16 protein-coding genes, 1 tRNA gene and 1 CRISPR repeat array (1 of these 18 only partly in view) are annotated in these 20401 nt (G+C 42.6%); all 17 genes read left to right on the top strand.

Annotated elements, in window-relative coordinates; all coding sequences use genetic code 11:
* Positions 1 to 49 precede the first annotated feature (49 nt).
* The 17 genes from Q4A89_RS04900 (at position 50) to cas2 (ending at position 17905) form a co-directional block, all read left to right on the top strand.
* A complete protein-coding gene (locus tag Q4A89_RS04900) occupies positions 50 to 1978 on the top strand; it encodes an NAD(+) synthase (protein ID WP_303184134.1) in 1929 nt (642 codons plus the stop codon).
* A 171-nt stretch (positions 1979 to 2149) separates the two neighbouring features.
* Positions 2150 to 4453 (top strand): patatin-like phospholipase family protein, encoded by a 2304-nt coding sequence (locus Q4A89_RS04895; protein ID WP_303184126.1) that lies wholly within the window; start codon positions 2150 to 2152, stop codon positions 4451 to 4453.
* Positions 4454 to 4522: 69 nt separating this feature from the next.
* Positions 4523 to 4596, top strand: a tRNA-Arg gene (locus Q4A89_RS04890).
* Positions 4597 to 4788: 192 nt separating this feature from the next.
* A complete protein-coding gene (locus tag Q4A89_RS04885) occupies positions 4789 to 5424 on the top strand; it encodes an epoxyqueuosine reductase QueH (protein ID WP_303184125.1) in 636 nt (211 codons plus the stop codon).
* Positions 5421 to 6455 (top strand): agmatine deiminase family protein, encoded by a 1035-nt coding sequence (locus Q4A89_RS04880; RefSeq protein ID WP_303184124.1) that lies wholly within the window; start codon positions 5421 to 5423, stop codon positions 6453 to 6455. Before Q4A89_RS04885 ends, Q4A89_RS04880 begins: the two co-directional genes overlap by 4 nt.
* An 8-nt stretch (positions 6456 to 6463) precedes the next feature.
* Complete coding sequence (locus tag Q4A89_RS04875; protein ID WP_303184123.1) at positions 6464 to 7342, top strand: carbon-nitrogen hydrolase; 879 nt, start codon at positions 6464 to 6466, stop codon at positions 7340 to 7342.
* Between the two features lie 25 nt (positions 7343 to 7367).
* Positions 7368 to 7961: an RNA polymerase sigma-70 factor gene (locus tag Q4A89_RS04870; protein WP_303184122.1), complete on the top strand. Its 594-nt coding sequence runs from the start codon at positions 7368 to 7370 to the stop codon at positions 7959 to 7961.
* A gap of 230 nt (positions 7962 to 8191) precedes the next feature.
* Entirely contained in the window at positions 8192 to 8992 is an 801-nt protein-coding gene (gene cas6, locus Q4A89_RS04865; RefSeq protein ID WP_303184121.1) for a CRISPR-associated endoribonuclease Cas6, read from the top strand.
* 25 nt (positions 8993 to 9017) lie between these two features.
* The gene (locus Q4A89_RS04860) at positions 9018 to 9653 is read left to right on the top strand and encodes a plasmid pRiA4b ORF-3 family protein (RefSeq protein ID WP_303184120.1); all 636 of its coding nucleotides are present in this window, start codon (positions 9018 to 9020) and stop codon (positions 9651 to 9653) included.
* Positions 9654 to 10048: 395 nt separating this feature from the next.
* Positions 10049 to 11476, top strand: a complete 1428-nt coding sequence (gene cas8a1 / locus Q4A89_RS04855) for a type I-B CRISPR-associated protein Cas8b1/Cst1 (protein WP_303184119.1) — start codon at positions 10049 to 10051, stop codon at positions 11474 to 11476.
* 22 nt (positions 11477 to 11498) lie between these two features.
* Positions 11499 to 12563: a type I-B CRISPR-associated protein Cas7/Cst2/DevR gene (gene cas7i, locus Q4A89_RS04850; protein ID WP_303184118.1), complete on the top strand. Its 1065-nt coding sequence runs from the start codon at positions 11499 to 11501 to the stop codon at positions 12561 to 12563.
* Position 12564: 1 nt separating this feature from the next.
* Complete coding sequence (gene cas5b, locus Q4A89_RS04845; protein WP_303184117.1) at positions 12565 to 13239, top strand: type I-B CRISPR-associated protein Cas5b; 675 nt, start codon at positions 12565 to 12567, stop codon at positions 13237 to 13239.
* A 1-nt stretch (position 13240) separates the two neighbouring features.
* Positions 13241 to 15541 (top strand): CRISPR-associated helicase Cas3', encoded by a 2301-nt coding sequence (gene cas3 / locus Q4A89_RS04840; protein WP_303184116.1) that lies wholly within the window; start codon positions 13241 to 13243, stop codon positions 15539 to 15541.
* 3 nt (positions 15542 to 15544) lie between these two features.
* Positions 15545 to 16084, top strand: a complete 540-nt coding sequence (locus Q4A89_RS04835) for a DUF6155 family protein (protein ID WP_303184115.1) — start codon at positions 15545 to 15547, stop codon at positions 16082 to 16084.
* Between the two features lie 7 nt (positions 16085 to 16091).
* The gene (cas4, locus tag Q4A89_RS04830; RefSeq protein WP_303184114.1) at positions 16092 to 16622 is read left to right on the top strand and encodes a CRISPR-associated protein Cas4; all 531 of its coding nucleotides are present in this window, start codon (positions 16092 to 16094) and stop codon (positions 16620 to 16622) included.
* Positions 16623 to 16625: 3 nt separating this feature from the next.
* Positions 16626 to 17642 (top strand): type I-B CRISPR-associated endonuclease Cas1b, encoded by a 1017-nt coding sequence (gene cas1b, locus Q4A89_RS04825; protein ID WP_303184113.1) that lies wholly within the window; start codon positions 16626 to 16628, stop codon positions 17640 to 17642.
* A complete protein-coding gene (cas2, locus tag Q4A89_RS04820; protein ID WP_303184112.1) occupies positions 17642 to 17905 on the top strand; it encodes a CRISPR-associated endonuclease Cas2 in 264 nt (87 codons plus the stop codon). Before cas1b ends, cas2 begins: the two co-directional genes overlap by 1 nt.
* A 212-nt stretch (positions 17906 to 18117) precedes the next feature.
* Positions 18118 to 20401: direct repeats of the CRISPR family, unit length 30 nt; unit sequence CTCTTAATCGTACTATCGTAGAATTGAAAC; it runs 2231 nt beyond the window's last position.

Genomic DNA, 20401 nt, shown 5'->3' with positions numbered 1-20401 from the left:
GTAAAGCGTTCGGACTTTTATTAATTTTGCCGGAAAAAACGATACGATGATGAAATACGGATATGTGAAGGTAGCGGCAGGGGTGCCGCTGGTACGGGTGGCCGACTGCCATTACAATACGATGCAGATCGAGCAGATGATTCGTCGGGCGGAAACGCAGGGCGTGCAGTTGATCGTGTTCCCGGAGCTGTCTGTGACCGGATACACGTGCATGGATCTGTTGATGCAGGAATGCTTGCTGCGCGAATCCGAACAGGCGTTGCTGGAACTCGTTCGACGCACGAAAACCGTTGACATCGTCTGTGTGGTAGGCATGCCGCTGGCGGTTGAGAACCGTTTGCTTAATGCGGCCGTCGTTTTCCATCGCGGCGAGATTCTCGGAGTCGTACCGAAAACATACTTGCCCGATTACGGAGAGTTTCAGGAGATGCGGTGGTTCACGTCGGGCGAGGATGTAACGGCGCGAACTGCTCGTATCGGCACGACGATCTGCCCGATGGCGCCACGTTTGCTCTTTACCTCCGGCTCTGTAATCGTGGGAATTGAAATCGGCGAAGATCTCCGGATGCCCGTGCCACCCAGCTCGGTGATGGCTTTACAGGGAGCGAACATCATCCTCAACCTCTCGGCCGATAACGAACAGACCGGGAAGAACGATTACCTGAAGATGCTGATCCGGCAACAGTCGGCACGTTGTGCGGCGGGCTATGTGTATGCCTCGGCGGGGTTCGGCGAGTCGACAACCGACCTTGTGTATGCCGGAAAAGCTTTTATCGCCGAGAACGGGACGATGCTGGGCGAGTCCGAACGTTTTTCGCTGAACGAGAAATTGCTCATCAGCGAGGTAGACGTCGCTGCGTTATGCCACGATCGGCTCGTGAAGACGACTTTCTCGAAAGGCGTTTCCGTATTGCGTTGTGATGAGCCGCTGTGCATTCCTTTTCGGCTGCCCGAAGGAAAGGAAACAGCCCTGACACGGCCTATCGATCCGCATCCGTTCGTACCCTCGACCGATGCCGCATGTGACGAACGTTGTAAGGAAATATTCCACATTCAAACGAGTGCGTTGGCCAAGCGGTTGGTACATACGCAGATCAAGCATGCCGTCATCGGCGTATCCGGCGGGTTGGACTCTACGCTGGCGCTGGTGGCTACGGTGATGACCTTCGATGCCCTTAATCTGCCGCGCAAACAAATTCACGGTGTCACGATGCCGGGCTTTGGCACTACCGGTCGGACGTACCGCAACGCCGTTGCCCTGATGGAAGCGTTGGGGGTCACTATGCACGAGATATCGATCAAGGCTGCCTGTCAACAGCACTTCAAAGACATCGGTCATGACGGCGTGACGCAGGATGTGACGTACGAGAATGTGCAGGCGCGTGAGCGGACACAGATACTCATGGATCTGGCCAACCTTAAGAACGGACTCGTTATCGGTACCGGCGATTTGTCCGAGCTCGCGCTCGGCTGGGCAACGTATAACGGTGATCACATGTCGATGTATGCCCTTAACGCCAGCATCCCCAAAACGCTCGTCCGCTGTCTGGTCAAGTGGGTCGCAACTCATCGGGTAGGGGAGGCAGCCCGCGAGACCCTTCTCGACATTGCCGATACCCCCGTCAGTCCCGAACTGCTTCTGGCCGCTGCCGACGATACGAATCACCAAAAGACGGAAGACCTTATCGGGCCGTACGAACTGCACGATTTCTTCATCTATCACCTGATGCGCTTTGGTGCATCGCCGGCCAAAATCTTCTTCTTAGCTCGTCAAGCCTTCGGAAAAAGCTATGCGCCCGAAGAGATCAAACGATGGCTGGGAACCTTCGTGCGCCGTTTCTTCGCGCAGCAGTTTAAACGAAACTGCATGCCCGACGGCCCGAAAGTCGGTGCCGTCAGCCTCTCACCCCGTGGCGACTGGCGCATGCCCAGCGACGCTTCAGCAGCGCTCTGGCTCAAAGAGGTCGAAAACCTGTAGGGGATAACTGTCAGGAGCTTTGCCGGTATCCGTGAAGCAGGCAGTTTCCATACCTGTCTCATTCGGTTGGGTGCGACGGCATGGACGAACGGGTTATAACAAATCGATTACTTTATGATAATGAAATGAAAAAAACGCTATCTTTGAGGGGCTGTTTATTTGAATGTAACGATGAAACGTCTGAACATACTTTGCCTGTTGTGTATGACGCTTTGCCTGTCCGTACTCAAGGCGCAGACCGTGGGGGTTGTCTTGAGTGGAGGTGGAGCGAAAGGCGCTGCCCATCTGGGGGTGATCAAAGCGCTTGAAGAAAATAATATTCCGATCGATTATGTGACGGGCACTTCCATCGGAGCAATCGTCGGCAGCCTCTATGCAATGGGTTATACGGCCGACGAAATGCTCGAGCTCATGCTCTCGGACGAGTTCGGCTACTGGCAGAAAGGAACCGTCGAGGACGAGTATGTCTATTACTTTAAGAAACCGGACGATACACCGGATTTCATGCACTTCTCGATCGATTTCTCCGATTCCATGCAGATCCGTACCCACCTTCTCCCGCAGAGTATCATCAATCCCATTCAGATGAATCAGGCTTTTATGGCCTTGTATGCGCAATCTACCGCCAAATCGGGATGGAATTTCGACCATCTCTTCGTTCCGTTTCGTTGTATCAGCTCGGATGTCTATAACAAAAAAGCTGTCATCTGGCGCAACGGCGACTTGTGCGAAGCCGTACGTTCGTCCATGACCTTCCCGTTTTTCTTTAAGCCTGTCTGGAAAGATGGTATTCCGCTTTTCGACGGTGGAATTTATAATAATTTCCCGGTCGATGTCATGAAGTCGGATTTCGAACCCGATTTTATTTTCGGATCGTCTGTGGCCGGAGCGGCTAAACCCTCGACCGATCCGATGAAACAGATCGAAACCATGGTCATGCAGGCTACCGACTATCACGTGGATGAAGAGGACGGCATGATGCTGCAATTTGATTTTCCGGATGTTTCGCTGCTCGATTTTCAACGTGCCAAAGAACTGATGGACATCGGCTATCGCCGTACACTCGAAATGATCGATTCCATCAAGCAGCGTGTCCCCAGAGAAGTGCTTCAAAGCGAGCTTAACGAGCTCCGTAAGGCTTATAAAGAGAGCCTCCCGCCACTCAAATTCAAGAATATCTACATCACGGGTGTGACCGATGCGCAGCGTCGCTATGTGCGGGAGCAATTGCATCGCGACATCAACGGAGAATTTTCGATGGAGGAATTCAAACAGGCTTATTTCAAGATGCTCTCGGATTCGAAAATCAAAGAAATCATTCCTCATGCCGTATATAACCGAAAAAATAAGAACTTTGATCTTTACCTCGACATCAGAATCGGAGAAGAACTGAACGTCAGTATCGGTGGAAATATCTCTTCTCATCAGGCTAACCAGCTGTTCCTCGGTCTGGACTATCAGAGTCTCGGCGAACAGGCCGTCGATCTCAATGCGAATGTGCAGATGGGGAATTCGTTCAGTGGTATCTCCCTTAACGGACGTGTTTACTTACAGACTTCCATTCCGATGTATCTGCATCTACAAACTGTTTTCTCGTACCGTAAATATATGCAGAACCAGTCGCTGTTCTATGAAGACCTCCTTCCCGCCTTCATCAAAAAGCGCGAGAAATTTGCCAAACTCAAACTCGGACTCCCTTTTATGACCAAAGCCAAAGCGGAGTTCGGACTAGGATACGGACGATTGAGCGATGATTACTACCAGCGAAGCGACATCTCGTTTGCCGAATCAAAGTTCGATAAAAGCTGGTACGACCTCTTTCACGCATCCGTACGAATAGAGAGCAACTCGCTCAACGCAAAACAATATCCTACCGGAGGTCGGCAGCACGTTCTTATGGCGCATTATGTCTCCGGAAAGGAAACGTATCATCCCGCAGGAGGACGACGCACTAAACAAGCTGTACAAAGCTGGTTGCAGGTGAAAGGACGACTCGAAAACTACTCCGTGATAAGTCGTCGTTTCCGGCTTGGGATGATGGCTGAAGTACTGCTTTCGAGTAAGAATCTGATGAGTAACTATACGGCTTCCATCTTGCAGGCGCCGGCTTTCACGCCGACACCGCACAGTAAGATCAGCTTCAACGAAGGCTTTCGTTCCAATCAATACGTTGCCGCCGGTATCATCCCTGTCATTACATTGAATGAAATGTTGCATCTGCGTATCGAAGGGTACGGATTTCTGCCTCTTTACCCCATCCAAAAGGAGCGGTTTATACCGGAACCTTATACTGATATCCCCCGTTATGGAAAAATGATTCAGACGTTCCATTATATGGGTGAAGCAGCCTTGGTGCTGAATCTTCCATTCGTCTCTGTCAGCTTGTTTGCCAATGGATACAGCTATCCCAAGAACGATTTTAACGTAGGGGTGAATATCGGCTTTCTCATTTTTAATTCGGGATTTTTAGAATAAAATCATTTTTTTGTTTGGTAGTTTCAAAAAAAGCCTTACCTTTGCCGTCGAAATTTTGAAAGAGTAATTGGCCGCGTAGCTCAACTGAATAGAGTAGCTGACTACGGATCAGCCGGTTACAGGTTTGAATCCTGTCGCGGTCACTCTTTTTGTTTCTCTTTTCTCTACTTTTTCCTTGCTTTAACAAATTGACGTTTCTTTCAAGGCATTCATATCGTTTTATCAGCTTATGTATGCCGAGGCTTTGTGATTTTTATGTTCACCCACTTGGAAACACCTCTATTTTTACCTACTTTTGCTGCCTTAATCAAACATCCGATATGTTGCCGACGAAAATGAAACGATCGAAATCTCCCATTCTCATTCCCGAAGGAACGGATAAGGTGCTGCTACATGCGTGTTGCGCGCCTTGTTCGGGTGCCATTGTCGAATGGATGGTAGAGCAGAAGCTTTATCCGACGTTGTTTTTCTGTAATCCGAACATCTTCCCGTACGAAGAATACGTAAAACGTAAGGAGGAGTTGATGCGTCATGCCGATCGAATGGAGGTACCCTTTGTCGATGCCGATGATGATCATACGGAGTGGCTTATACGTATACGCGGGTTGGAGCACGAGCCGGAACGTGGAGCACGGTGCCGGCAATGCTTTATCGTACGTCTCGAAGCAACGGCAAAGTATGCGCATGAGCATGGGTTTAGAGTCTTTACGACGACGCTGGCGTCATCGCGCTGGAAGAATCTTGAGCAGATCACCGAAGCCGGCCAAATAAGTGCCGCCGGATACCCCGGACTGATGTTTTGGGCACAGAATTGGCGCAAAGGCGGACTAAGCGAACGGCGAAACGCGCTTGTCAAATCTTACGACTTTTATAATCAGACGTATTGTGGCTGTGAATTCAGCCTCTCTTCGGCACGAAGAGAACAGCAAAAGCGTATGGCAAACTATTTATCATCTAATTGTAACGAATGAATCGAATTGTTTTTCCTGCCGAATGGGCTCCACAAAGCGCCGTGCAACTGACTTGGCCGCATGAGCAGACCGACTGGGCGCCGATCCTTCATGAGGTAACGCCTTGCTTTGTTGCCATCGCTCGCGAGATCGTGAAACGCGAAAACCTGCTGATCGTCTGCCCGGACGCTGCCGAGGTACGTCGTCAACTCGGTGACATTGATGAACAGCGTATCATCTTCCGTGAGATGGAAACGAACGATACGTGGGCACGCGACCACGGGGGAATCACGGTCTTTGCCGAAGGGGAACCGATGGTTTACGACTTTGTCTTCAACGGTTGGGGGATGAAATATGCCGCGTATCACGACAATCTGATTACGCGCACGCTTGCCGCTACGGAAACATTTGCCGACGAAGTCCGTGTGGTAAACATGCAGCCCTTCGTGCTCGAAGGGGGAAGTCTTGAGTCCGACGGCAAAGGAACGCTGTTGACGACATCCGAATGTTTGGAGTCTCTCAATCGGAACGAATATCTGAACCGCGAACAGCTCGAAATCCATCTGAAGGAAATCTTTGGCCTCGACCGTATCCTCTGGCTCGAAAACGGCTACCTGGCAGGCGACGATACCGACAGTCATATCGATACATTGGCACGCTTTTGTAACCCGGAAACAATCGCTTATGTGCAATGCTCCGATGAGACGGACGAACATTTTGCCGAACTGCAAATGATGGAGGAAGAACTGAAAGCATTCCGTACCGTCGACGGAAAACCTTACCGTCTCCTGCCGCTTCCTATGGCTGATTACATCGTTGAGGAGGGAGAACGACTGCCGGCTACGTATGCGAATTTTTTGGTTATCAACGATGCCGTGCTTGTTCCTTTCTATCGTAGCGAGAAAGATGAAATCGCACGACAAACGTTGCAAATCGCTTTTCCGGACCGTGAAATCGTAGGCATTGACTGTCGGCCGCTTATCAAACAACATGGGTCGCTGCATTGCGTAACGATGCAGTATCCTCTTTCGGTAATCAACAATCCCACATGATAAAAGCAATGAAAATCGGAATTATACAACAGCAAAATTCGGCTTGTACGGAGACAAATATCGCGAACTTGTCACGAAAAATACGCGATTGTGCTCAGCAGGGTGCGGAACTGATCGTACTACAGGAGCTACATAACAGTCTCTACTTCTGTCAGACGGAAAATACGGACATCTTTGACCTGGCCGAAACGATCCCGGGGCCTTCGACCGAACATTTCGGGGCGTTAGCTCGTGAATTGCGCGTTGTCCTCGTGCTCTCGCTCTTCGAGAAAAGGGCGGCCGGACTGTATCATAATACGGCTGTCGTCATCGAAAAGGACGGAACGATTGCCGGCAAGTATCGAAAGATGCACATCCCCGATGATCCGGCTTATTACGAAAAGTTCTATTTTACTCCGGGTGATATGGGGTTTGTTCCTATTCGTACTTCGGTGGGGAGGCTCGGTGTGCTTGTCTGCTGGGATCAGTGGTATCCAGAGGCGGCACGCCTGATGGCACTTCAAGGAGCCGAGTTGTTGATTTATCCGACTGCCATCGGATGGGAAAGTAGCGATACGACCGACGAGCAGCGGCGACAGCTTGATGCATGGCGCACCGTGCAGCGAGGCCATGCCGTCTCCAACGGATTGCCTGTTATCGCGGTCAATCGTACGGGACACGAGCCGGACCCGTCGGGACAAACCAACGGCATACGTTTCTGGGGAAATAGCTTTGTTTGTGGACCGCAGGGCGAATTGCTCCGTGAACTTCCCAACGACAGTGAAGCAACCTGTGTGGTTGAGGTGGACTTGAAACGTAGCGAACAGGTCCGTCGCTGGTGGCCATTCTTACGCGACCGCCGAATAGAAGAATTTAATCTGCTCACGCGCCGCTATATTGACGACTGACAAATAAACTCTTCGAAATGTATCCATGAAACAGACATACATGATAGACGAGGAGGTGATTCGGCGTATTAATCGGGGAGATACGAATGCTTTCAGTGAATTGTATAAAGCCTATTATGTCTATCTGTGTGCCGTAGCAACAAAATACGTTTTTGATCCGGAGGTGGCACAGGAGATTGTCAATGACGTGTTTCTGAATGTTTGGCATCACCGGTTTTCTCTTACGAATCCTGTGACGGCTTACCTTATTCGTGCCGTACAGAATCGGAGTCTGAACCATTTGCAGCGGAAACGAACGAGGGAACTTCCGCTTTCCGACGTACAGGAACAGTTACTGGCGATCTGTGAGCAAGCCGTTACTGCCGAAGAACACCCTTTGGCGTATTTGGAAAACCTTGAACTCGAAAAGCATATTGCCGAAGCTGTCGAGGCGCTTCCTGACAGGTGCAGAACGATCTTTAAACAGTACCTCTATCAAAACCGAACGTATGATGAAATTGCTCATCTCAATGGTGTTACGTCGAGTACAGTCAGAGGGCAAATCAGAATCGCACTATCGAAAATCGGCGAGTCGATCCGAAAATATTATATCTCCTTGTTTTGGGGCTGTATATTATGAGGATCACAGAGGAGTTTGTTTGAAAGATAACAGTCTAATACTGGAAAAATAATACAAATAAGAGAAAAATTGATTATCATTATGATGTAAAGCTGCTTGTTCTGTTTCAGACTATTTGCTTTGGATCGGTTTTTATTGTTTGCATGTAAAAAAATACATCTATTTTTTTTGACAAGTGAAAAAATGTTTTCATCTTTGCAAAAAAAAACGAATGAAGAATAAGAACTACCATGAGATTTAAATTAATGCTTACAGTCGACCGTCGTGCATTCGGCGACTTACTGCCAATTAATTACCAATATGAACAGTCGGCTGTGATTTATCGTGTCCTATCTCGTGCCAGTGAACAATATGCCGATTGGTTGCATCAGAATGGTTTTCAACTTGAGTCTGGACGGCCGTTCAAGCTGTTTACCTTCTCCCGTTTGAAAATCGATAATCGACAAATCTTACCGCGGAATGAACGGATACGTATTTTGTCCGACTCGGTCGAATGGCAAATCTCTTTCCTGCCCGAAAAAAGTACGGAAAAATTTATTCAAGGACTCTTCACCAATCAGGTGTTTGAAATCGGAGACCGCCAATCGACCGTTCGTTTCATTGTGAAAAATATAGAAGTCTTGCCTACTCCTGCTTTTACTGAAGAGATGGAATTTACAACCATGTCGCCGATCTGTTTGAGGATGAGACGTGAAGATCGAGGCTTTGACTATCTTTCGCCTGTCTCTCCTTACGCAAGCAATGCGATACTAACCGGTTTGTCGAGGCGATATGAAGCGTTCTACGGAAAACCTTATGCCGGAGAGAATACCTTTGACTTTACCGTGCTTAACGAACCCAAGTCTGTGTTAGTGAAAATCAAATCCGATACTCCGGCACAAACAAAAGTGCGCGGTTACATGTGCCGGTTCAGGATGAAAGCCCCACTTGAATTAATGAAAATTATGTACGAAAGTGGCATTGGAGAAGAGTGTAGTCAAGGCTTCGGTTGTGTGAAAGAGACAGATGTAAAACGAAGAGCGGATCAATAAAATAGAAATTCAACATATTAGTTCCATGGCATTTATATTTAAAATCAAGATCGACGGCAGTGCAAAACCTCCGATATGGAGAAAAGTGAAGGTGAACGAATCGATGACGTTCGATGATTTCCATTTAGTTATTCAAATTCTTTTCGGATGGACCGATTCACATCTGTTTGAGTTCACACCTAAAGGATGGGGTAGCAATCCGAGAATAACACTCAGCTTTGACGAAGAATATGAGCCGGATGAAAGTTTTTCGGAGCGGGACACATTCCCTTATGGTGAACTTTACCGTGCCGACGAAATCCGACTAAGCGACTATTTTAAGGAGGTCAAACAAAAGATCGTCTATATCTACGATTTTGGTGACGATTGGCAGCATATTGTTGAATTGGTGGATATCACCGACGATACGGTTCTTCTGCCGCTCTGTCTTGCCGGAAAAGGCTCTAATCTGGAGGAGGATTGTGGCGGTATTGGAGGCTTTTACAATATGGTGGAAGCCGTAAACAACCCTAAACATCCTGAACATAACGAATACCGCCAATGGCTCGGTATGAAGAAGGGTGAAAAATGGGACATAAACTTCTTCGACCTCGAAGAAACAAATGAAGTCTTAAGGGAGGTCTGGACGAGTATTGAGAGAATGTGTAGGAGTAAAAACTGAAAGTAAGATGTTTAATTCGTTTGATCAAATAGGAATTAGCAATGTTAAAAGATTTGCTTTAGCTTGGATTGATAAAAAAAATCCTTTTCAAAATAAAAATGAAAAGGATTGACTCTTAATTGATTTATGTCAATTTTTCAAATCCAATATTGGGACGATTGTGTATCAATTAAAAGCGATGCAAAGATATAGAAGATTTTTCTTTGATAAAAAAAGTCAATCATTTTTTATGATAATAATTGATTTATATCAATTGGATTTTGTATTTTTGCGGTATTAATTAATCATGAAAATAAATTCAGAGATTGATTTGTTGATATGAGAAATATATATAATTATAATAGAACCAAGATGTTGTATTTAATGTTTTTGTGGTTGGTTTTATACAAATCCTTATGAAAAAGAATTGTAAGACAGTTGATTATGATTGGTTGATTCGCCTTACCGGTGATCCTTTTGCCGATGTTGGTGGATACGTGATTAAATATTTGTCGGAGAAATATCCCGACAAAGATATTTTGGAGTTGATAAAACTAATTGCCGATATCTATGTGAAGAAATGGGATGGAAAAATCAATCCTTTTTTTCTTAATTCGGCGATTACTCAGCCGGCCTTTAAAGGAGAACGCAAAATTGATGAAACCATAAAATATTTTTCATCATTAATAGATGAAACAATACCTTGTGAAGAGGGTTATTGTCGGATTTCAGGACAGCAGACCAAATTATTTAAATCCGGCAGAGACAACACATTGTTGTCCGGATCGGGTGGGTTTGTGAATTATCACCACTCTTTTCAGGTAGGACTGATGTTATCCAAAGAGATGTTGATTCGTATGTTTTTCATTCCTTTTGGATCTACATTCATTGGTGGACGAATAGGTGTGATTCAGAGTAATAATGATTCTGTAAATGAGTTTTTTGTGATTCAAACTTGCAAAGAGAACTTTGCAAATTTGGCTATTTCTGCGTCGGATGGAGTTTTGAAATCGGATTATGGTATTCCGGCAAATGCACTTTTTCATTTTATTGATGATTTATTTACCAATAAAATAAAAGAAGTCATGGATAGTTTAGAGGGTTTCGCAATTACACTGTATCATTTTACTAATTTTGGCGCAAGTCCCGAAATAAGTATCTATACGTTGCCTTCCTCCGTTTTCAGATTTTATTCAACATGTCAAAATGCAATGTTTAGAAAGGATTGGCAATCATTCCTCTTCGCTCATTACCGAAATTCAAAGTTCAAAAATGCAAAATACAATATTTCATCCACGGCATACGAATTAGAGAGAAAAGGGCAAATTGACAAAGTTGAATATAATGACTATAGGACATGGAAGAATATTGTATTGGAAAGCCTATTGGACGGAAAACCACTTTTAAAGCTCTTTTTGAATTGGGGTAAACGTCATAAATTCCCCTTGTCTATCGTTGAAATTTATCAAATAAACATACAGTATATGAAAAAAGAAACATTAAACAAAATCAAGGAATTGGCACTTTTTCTTACGGCAGGTAATGAAGATGCTATAAAAAAGAATATCCGTAAATTGGATGGAGCTAAAACAGCTTACGACTTACGTAGATTCTTTTTGAAAAATGTAACTGGAAAGAATTATAATGATGGGGCGCAGGATCCTATAATTACTGTTGAAGAACTAGTGTATTACTTGTTCCCCGATGATTTATCCTGGAAAGATGTTCGGGATATTTTACTTTTTGCAGTTTATCAAGAACTTCATGCAAAAAATATCCGCGTGATAGAGGAGCTTTTGAACTCAGAAGAGGAAAACAAAGATGAAGATTTAGAGAATAACTAATTAATAAAAAAAACAATAGAATATGAAAAATATTAAAACTCAGGGGTTTGTTCTTATTGATGTAGATGTGGTAGCGTTAAACAACGCCGGTAAGAATAATCAAAGCAATTTTGATAATGCGGTTGAAACCAAAAAAATCTACAAAGAAGGGAAAAGTTATGTTTATGTATCGGGACAAGCGTGGCGCTATTGGTGGCGTGATACCTTGCAAAAAACATTTAATTGGGATTTGTCGCCCATAACACGCGACAGTAAAGTTGCCTTTACGGCTGCTAATCCGATTAAATATGCCGATGACGACATCTTTGGATATATGAAAGCCGCATCGGAGGAAGTGATTGATAAAAAAGGCAAAACAAAAAAAGAAAATGTTACTGTAACAAGGGTTTCTCCTCTCAAAAATTCGGTATTAATTTCTGTCGGTTCTGTTCGTCCAATTGAAAACTGGTCGAGTATGGCACGGCAAGATGGAGATTCTGTTCCTTATGGAAAACAAGAATATAGTGCCGTTATGAAAGGAATGTTCAGCTTGGATTTGGAACAGGCTGGTACGTTTGCTACGTACAATAAAACGGGTTATAAAAATTTAACGGAGGCTCTCAAGAAAGAAGCGTTGGAAAATCAAGCCGCAGAAATTGACGATCCATATATGAAAGATGAAAAGGGAAATCCTTATAAATTGGTTCGCTTGGACAAAAACATTCGTCAAAAAAGAATATCCGAAACAATTTTAGCATTGAAGAATATATCGGGTGGTGCAATGCAAACGAATAATTTAGGCGATGTAACACCTAAATTTATTGTTCTTGCCACATTTGATAGCGGAAATCATCCCTTTTCTCACATTGCTTCGGCAAGTGGGAAAGACAATGAAGTTGTTAATTTAAATATTGAAGCTCTAAAAGAGGTGCTTTTGGATTACAAAAATAATATAAAAGGTACTGTATTTATTGGTCGTAGGAGTGGATTTATGGATGAAAAAGCGACCGAATTGGCAGCGTTGGAGAAAGAGTTAAATAACGTGAAGGTGCTTACAATCAATGAAGCCATAGACCAATACACCGAACAGTTAAAAACACAACTCTAAAATGGAAGTTTTTAAGATTGACATAACAGCGTGGACTTCAAGTTTCAAATATCCTAATTTAATATCGGGATACCAACCTACACTTGAAGTCCCGCCAATTAGCACAATTTTAGGACTTATCAATGCTGCGGCGGGTAAATACATCAAGCACAAAAAGTTGACAATCGGTTATTATTTTGAATTTAAATCAAAGCAAGTAGATTTAGAGACAATTTATCAAATTGAATTGCATGATAAGGGTTATCCCAAAAATACTTCCAAATCTAATGTCATAAACAGAGAGTTTTTGTATGATAATCATTTGGTGGTTTATTTAGCGGATAAAGATTTGGCTGACCATTTCAATAGACCGGTATTTCAACTGCTTTTGGGGCGTTCCAGTGATTTAGCAACCATAAATAGTATCGAAAAGATAGAGATGGAATCCGTAGGTAATGCATCAAAAATAAAAGGGCAAATCATCCCTTTTAATGGAAATCATCTACCCGGAACTATCCAACCTTTACCTAAATATTTTACAAATACTATTCCCCGAAAAAATATCGGAACGGAAGCTTATTCAGTCATAAATTTTAAGACAATGGATATCCCTACGAGTTTACCCGCATACATTGACTTTCCCGATAAAGAACGAGAAGTGCACATCTACTTTCACGAAATTAATTTTAGTGAATAAGATGAATGATACAAATAAACTGCAGGTTTGGGCAAAATCCGAACCTGCGGTTACTTTGAAAGAGCATATTGACGATGGGCTAAGAGTCTTGGATTGCCTGCAAACAAGTTTTCCTATTCTGACAAAACTTTGTTCTGAAAGATTTTGGGACATTTTACGTATTTGCATTATTTGCCATGATTTAGGCAAAGTGCATTCCGAATTCCAGCATGTGTTAAGAGGAGAGAAAAACCGGTGGTTTTCACAGCGACACGAGCTATTTTCAATACCATTCATCAATAGTATGTATATAGATGCCAGTGAAAAAGAGATTGTCAGATTGGTTGTAGCTGGACACCATAAAGATTTCAACGAATTATTTCTAAGGATTGAAAAAACTTATCGGCAAGCAAACGGATTTAATTTTGGTTTTGAGAATGAAGATGACGGGAAACTCAGTTATGAAGATGAGTTTAAGAAAAATGTCAATGTCAAGTTTGTAGAAGAGCTATTGATTTCTTTTGATTTAGCATTTGGACCTCTCAGTAGCTCATTGCCACGCAAATTCATTTTGGACTATAAGCGTAACCCTGTGATGCTATCCGAATCTCGTTATTTAGATTTGCTTTTGATGTCGGGAGCGTTCAAACAATGCGACCATTTGTCGTCAGCTGGTATTTCTAATATTGAAAACTTAAGTACAGCCGATTTTAAGTTCCTATCGGAAAAAAGGCGACTTCTTAAGCAATCGGGATTTGACTTCTATTCACACCAAATTCAAGCTGATCGACAGCAAGGAAATGTCATTTTGACGGCACCTACGGGTTCCGGAAAAACAGAAACGGCTCTTCTTTGGCTTCAAAACCAACTAAAATGTTCTGGACAAGGGAGAGTCTTTTATGTGTTGCCTTTTACTGCATCCATTAATGCAATGTATGAACGCTTGGGAAATGATATAGGAAATAAAAATAAAGTAGGGCTGCAGCACGGGAAATTGAGTGAATATCTTGAGAACTTGATTGAGCGAAGGAACTCCACCATTTCTTCATCTGAAAGACAGTATTTGGTGCGTAAGTTAAAAGAAGATTATCAAACAATAGTAACACCATTAAAGGTTGTAACACCTTTTCAGTTGTTGAAAAGCATTTTTGGCTTGAAAAACTTTGAAAAAGGTTTATTTGAATGGGCTGGCGGTTATTTTATATTCGATGAAATACATGCTTATCAACCAGATGTATTTGCCCAGATAATTGTTTTGATAGAATTTGCGATAAAATATTTAAAAGTAAATATTTTTATAATGACAGCAACACTGCCCCATTATCTGAAAACAATATTGAAAGAGGCGGTAGGAGAGCATTGTGAGATTAAAGCCACAGATGAATTATATCATCAATTTACGCGACACCGAGTTGTGCTCTTGGACGGACTGCTGGAAAATAGTGTAGATATCATACAAAACGATTTAAATAGTGATAAGAAAGTATTGGTTGTGTGTAATACCGTAGAGCAATCACAGCAGGTATATGACCGAATTTTTTGTAAGAATAAGGTTTTATTACACGGAAGTTTCAATGCGACTGACAGGAATTTTAAAGAACAAGAGTTAGGAAAGGAAAATGTGAAACTATTAGTTGGTACACAGGCTATTGAAGTGAGTTTGGATATTGACTTTGACGTGATTTACACTGAACCTGCTCCTATTGATGCTTTAATACAGCGCTTTGGGCGGGTTAATCGGAGACGGCGAAAAGGGATATGTAGCTGTTATGTTTTCAAAGAGCGAAATAAAGCGGACAAATACATTTACAAAAGTCAAGAAATTATTGACAGAACGCTTGAAGCTCTTTCTATATTCGACGAGTTTGTTGATGAAAAGCGTTTACAAGAAGCTATTGATTTTGTATATCCTGATTGGAATGAAAAAGAAAAAGATGAATTCGAATTTATTTACAGAGAGTTAAGCAACTTGACGAAAACACAATTAGCTCCTTTTATGTTTTCCTCGCAAACAGAGGAAGATTTCTATGCTCGATTTGATGGAATCAAAGTTATTCCCATAATTCATGAAGAAAAATATAAATCATTGTTGAATGAATATGAGTTTATTAAGGCAGAATCTTTAAAAGTACAGATATCAAAAAGAAGATTTGTAAGTTTGCTACAAGTAGGAACCATAGAAAAAAGAGTCTGTGAAATAAATAAAAATGGAAGAAGCTTCCTGAATACTTATTTTGTAATTGATAGAAAATACACTTCTGAATTAGGTCTTCAAATTAAAGAAAATGAGGTAGAAATGCATATAACTAATAATATTTTATAATCTATGTCCAAAATCAGTCTCAAAAAACTCCTCGAATCTCTCACGAAAGAACAAATCGTCGAGGTGGTGTTAGATGCTTACGATAACAGTAAAGCCGTCCAAGAGTACTTTGATTTTTATCTTCAGCCGAATGAAAAAGAAAAGATAAAGAAGTACAAAGCCATTATTGAAAAAGAATTTGGTATAAGAAATCCGATGAAAGCCGGATTGAAGTATTCTGTTGCCAAGAAGGCGATATCCGATTTTGCTTCGTTGAAACCCTCGCCTGATGCTTTGGCCGATTTAATGCTCTCCTTACCGGAGGCTGCTTGCCGCTTTACTCGTGAGTTTGGCGATATGGACGAGCCTTTTTACAATGGTGCCGCAAATAATTTCAAGCGAGCCTTGGACTTTATGGCAAAGCATGGTTTGTTGGAAAACTTCAAACTTCGCTGCACCGATTGCGTGAAGTATGCATCATTTTGTGGATACGGTTTCGCCGATGAAATGGCGGAACTCTTTTTGATTTATTACGGAGAGTCGGCGCAGTACGGAAACTCATAAACACTCAATGAACCTCACAGCAACACATATCAACTATCTTGAAGTTTGCAAGCGTAAACTTTGGCTTTTCGCCAACGGCATCAATATGGAACATACGTCCGATACCGTGTACGACGGGAAATTGTTGCACGAAAGTTCCTACCCGCAACGTGCCGAACGTTACGAAGAGATGCTCATTTCTGCCGAGTACGAAGATGTTACGTTGTTAGGACAAATCGATTATTTCGATGCACGGAATAAGGTTATTCACGAAATCAAGCGTAGCGACAAGGTGGAAGAGGCTCATATACGGCAAGTGAAATTCTATCTTTGGCTTCTGGAGCTTAATGGAGTTGATGGAGCGACGGGCATTTTGGAATATCCCAAACTGCGAAAAACGGACGAAGTCCTATTCTCGTCCGAAGACCGGGAAGGATTGCAGAAATCGGTTGCAGAAATCCGATCCCTTATTGAAAACGAATCCTGTCCGGCGACGCTCAATACAAAAATTTGTAAGAGTTGCAGTTATTTTGATTTTTGTTACTCAAAAGAAGAATAAATCATGAAAAAGACTTACTATCTTTTCAATCCCGGTCGCTTGTCGCGCAAAGACAACACTTTGAAATTCGTGCCGATGGAGGAGGACGGAAACGGTATCGAACGGGAAGGACAGCCGAGGTATATTCCGGTCGAAACCGTCGACCAATTCTATGTTTTCGGCTCGCTCGATGCCAATAGCGCTTTGTATAATTTCCTCGGACAAAATGATATTGCCTTGCACTTCTTCGATTATTACGAGAATTATACCGGATCGTTTATGCCGCGGGATTCGTTACTTTCGGGGCGAATGATTTTGGCACAGACCAAAGCCTTTCAGGATAAAAAACGGCGCATGGCAATCGCCCGGCAGTTTATTCACGGAGCGGCCTATAATATGCAGAAAAATCTGCAATATTACAATCGGCGAGGCAGAGATATGGAACCATTATTAGAGCAGATAAAAATCTATGCCGATGGTATTGAGCAAGCATCCGCCCCAGACGAACTGATGGGTATCGAAGGAAACATCCGTCAGGTTTATTACGATGCATTTGAGCTTATACTCAACGATTTTGAGATGGGGGGGCGTACGAAACAACCTCCACGAAACGAAGTGAATGCCTTGATCTCATTCGGAAATATGATGTGCTATTCACAGTGCTTACGTGCCATTCATCAAACGCAGCTTAATCCTACGGTCAGCTATCTGCATACACCCGGCGAGCGGCGCTATTCTCTGGCGTTGGATATCTCCGAAATCTTCAAACCGATTCTTGTCGACAGGGTTATTTTTAAACTTCTTAATAAGAAAGAGATACAGGAACGTCATTTCGATAAGCGATTAAATAGTTGCTTATTGAATCCTTCCGGGAAGAAGGTTTTTGTGAAAGCGATGGAGGAGCGTCTTAATGAGACGATTAAGCATCGGTCGCTTAATCGCAGCGTAAGTTACAAACACCTGATTAAGCTCGAATGCTACAAGTTGGCAAAACATCTGCTTGGGATGGAAGACTATAAACCGTTTAAAATGTACTGGTAATGTATGTGATCCTGGTCTATGATTGCGGCGAGAAACGGGTTGGGAAAATGCTCAAGCTCTGTCGGAAATACCTGAATTGGATCCAAAATTCGGTTTTTGAAGGTGAAATTAGCGAAGTTAAATTAAAAGAGTTAACTTTGAAAGCCGAGAAAATAATGAATAGCGATGAAGACTCTTTGATTGTTTTTTCGAGTCGACAAGAAAAATGGTTGGATAAACAAATCTTTGGAAAAGAGTGGAGTAGTGTCGATAACTTTTTGTAACCGGTTGTCGGTGGACGTCTCTTCCCGAAAAAAGAATGGGAGCATCGCTGTTATGCGTTCTTTGACATATTGAAAATCAGAATATAAAAACAGTTGTCGAAGTGCGGGGTTTTTTCTATCTTTGCACTTCGACAACTTTACTTGTTGAATTGTTTATGTATTTAAAAGCTGATTGCTTGAAAATCAGTTATATTTTTTGTCGTTTCTAACGGCTCTTAATCGTACTATCGTAGAATTGAAACATTAAAAGTCTTGTGTACAATTCTTCTTTTTTCAATCCTCTTAATCGTACTATCGTAGAATTGAAACTCGACAGCTTAACCGGCGGAGCGCATAAGGAGTATGACTCTTAATCGTACTATCGTAGAATTGAAACAGCTACAACGCTTCTATAAATCAGGAAGGTATATTAACTCTTAATCGTACTATCGTAGAATTGAAACCGTTTACGTTCGACGTCGAGCCGGCAACGGCTTCGCTCTTAATCGTACTATCGTAGAATTGAAACCTCTTCATTGTTTGTATAAAGAGTTAGTATTTGGTCTCTTAATCGTACTATCGTAGAATTGAAACACCGTGATACGGATCGACGAGTCGCTGTTCGTAAACGCTCTTAATCGTACTATCGTAGAATTGAAACGATAGCATATCCGGTATGCTTAAACTTTCTTCTTAGCTCTTAATCGTACTATCGTAGAATTGAAACGTTTTATACAGACTTAAAAGAACCGAATAAAATGCTCTTAATCGTACTATCGTAGAATTGAAACATATTGGAATTGAATATCAGAGAATATACGATATTCAACTCTTAATCGTACTATCGTAGAATTGAAACGTACGTATTGCCCGGCGATGCCAAACTCGTTCCCGGCTCTTAATCGTACTATCGTAGAATTGAAACTTTGCTCGGCGACGTTTTCCGGAGCCGAAGCCGAACTCTTAATCGTACTATCGTAGAATTGAAACGCTTTTCTATCCATTTACTCTGAATGTCGGTTTTTTTCTCTTAATCGTACTATCGTAGAATTGAAACGCCGTTTTTCGGGCAATGAAAGCCTGCCGTGCAGCCTCTTAATCGTACTATCGTAGAATTGAAACTTAGAAGAGCTGTTAACTGGCTCGCCTCCTCAGCATACTCTTAATCGTACTATCGTAGAATTGAAACTCCCTGTATAGTGAAAAGAGCAACCTCTTTCGATGTCTCTTAATCGTACTATCGTAGAATTGAAACCGATGTTCGGGGTCTTTCAACCGCGAATACATATCCACTCTTAATCGTACTATCGTAGAATTGAAACTCGTGGCCGGAACGCTACACGCGCGAGGATTGCTTGCTCTTAATCGTACTATCGTAGAATTGAAACCCTCGTCTTCTTCCTGAAGTGGAGCGGGTAAGGCTTCTCTTAATCGTACTATCGTAGAATTGAAACGTAAATCTCCTAAAGTGTTAAACTCACCTGTAAATTCTCTTAATCGTACTATCGTAGAATTGAAACACGAATACCTGATTAAGCTGAAACCCGTAATCATGGACTCTTAATCGTACTATCGTAGAATTGAAACTGGCTTCTCGTGCGATTCGGAAGCAAGCGAAAGAGGCTCTTAATCGTACTATCGTAGAATTGAAACATACTAGAAAAAGAAATAAGCTTAAATAAAGCATACTCTTAATCGTACTATCGTAGAATTGAAACAAGCACACGTCTTTATTTTTTTATACCTCATGTACTCTTAATCGTACTATCGTAGAATTGAAACGCGGCATAAGCAGACATTTTTTCGCGCACGTTCTCGCTCTTAATCGTACTATCGTAGAATTGAAACCTCGGATATGATCGGGCGGGTAAAAGATCGGGTGCCTCTTAATCGTACTATCGTAGAATTGAAACATGGGAAGATTTTGAAGTACTCGTTTGACGTCAAGACTCTTAATCGTACTATCGTAGAATTGAAACTTCTTCGCCGCTTTTAGTCGCGTGAACATCAAATCACTCTTAATCGTACTATCGTAGAATTGAAACAATTTTAGTTTTGACGAAATGAAAGGCGTAGCGGCCAGCTCTTAATCGTACTATCGTAGAATTGAAACTTAGAAGAGCTGTTAACTGGCTCGCCTCCTCAGCACTCTTAATCGTACTATCGTAGAATTGAAACCGGCGATCGTCACCTCTACAAGAGGCTCCGGCGGCGCTCTTAATCGTACTATCGTAGAATTGAAACCCGGCCTTTGCAGAACGGTTTCCGCTACTTTGCTTTCTCTTAATCGTACTATCGTAGAATTGAAACGTGATCCTTATGCGATTGAGCTTGTACAGTACTGCTCTTAATCGTACTATCGTAGAATTGAAACAAAGATGAAACTTTCGCAATGAAGGCCGGACATTACCTCTTAATCGTACTATCGTAGAATTGAAACATTCGAGGTCGCTTTCCTGAATTTCTACTTTTACTAACTCTTAATCGTACTATCGTAGAATTGAAACTGAATCATAT

It is taken from the genome of Tannerella sp. (assembly GCF_030528505.1).
In the GTDB taxonomy this organism is placed as follows: Bacteria; Bacteroidota; Bacteroidia; order Bacteroidales; family Tannerellaceae; genus Tannerella.
Note: the sequence above shows the minus strand (reverse complement) of the source record. Positions and strands in the feature narration are given on the sequence as shown.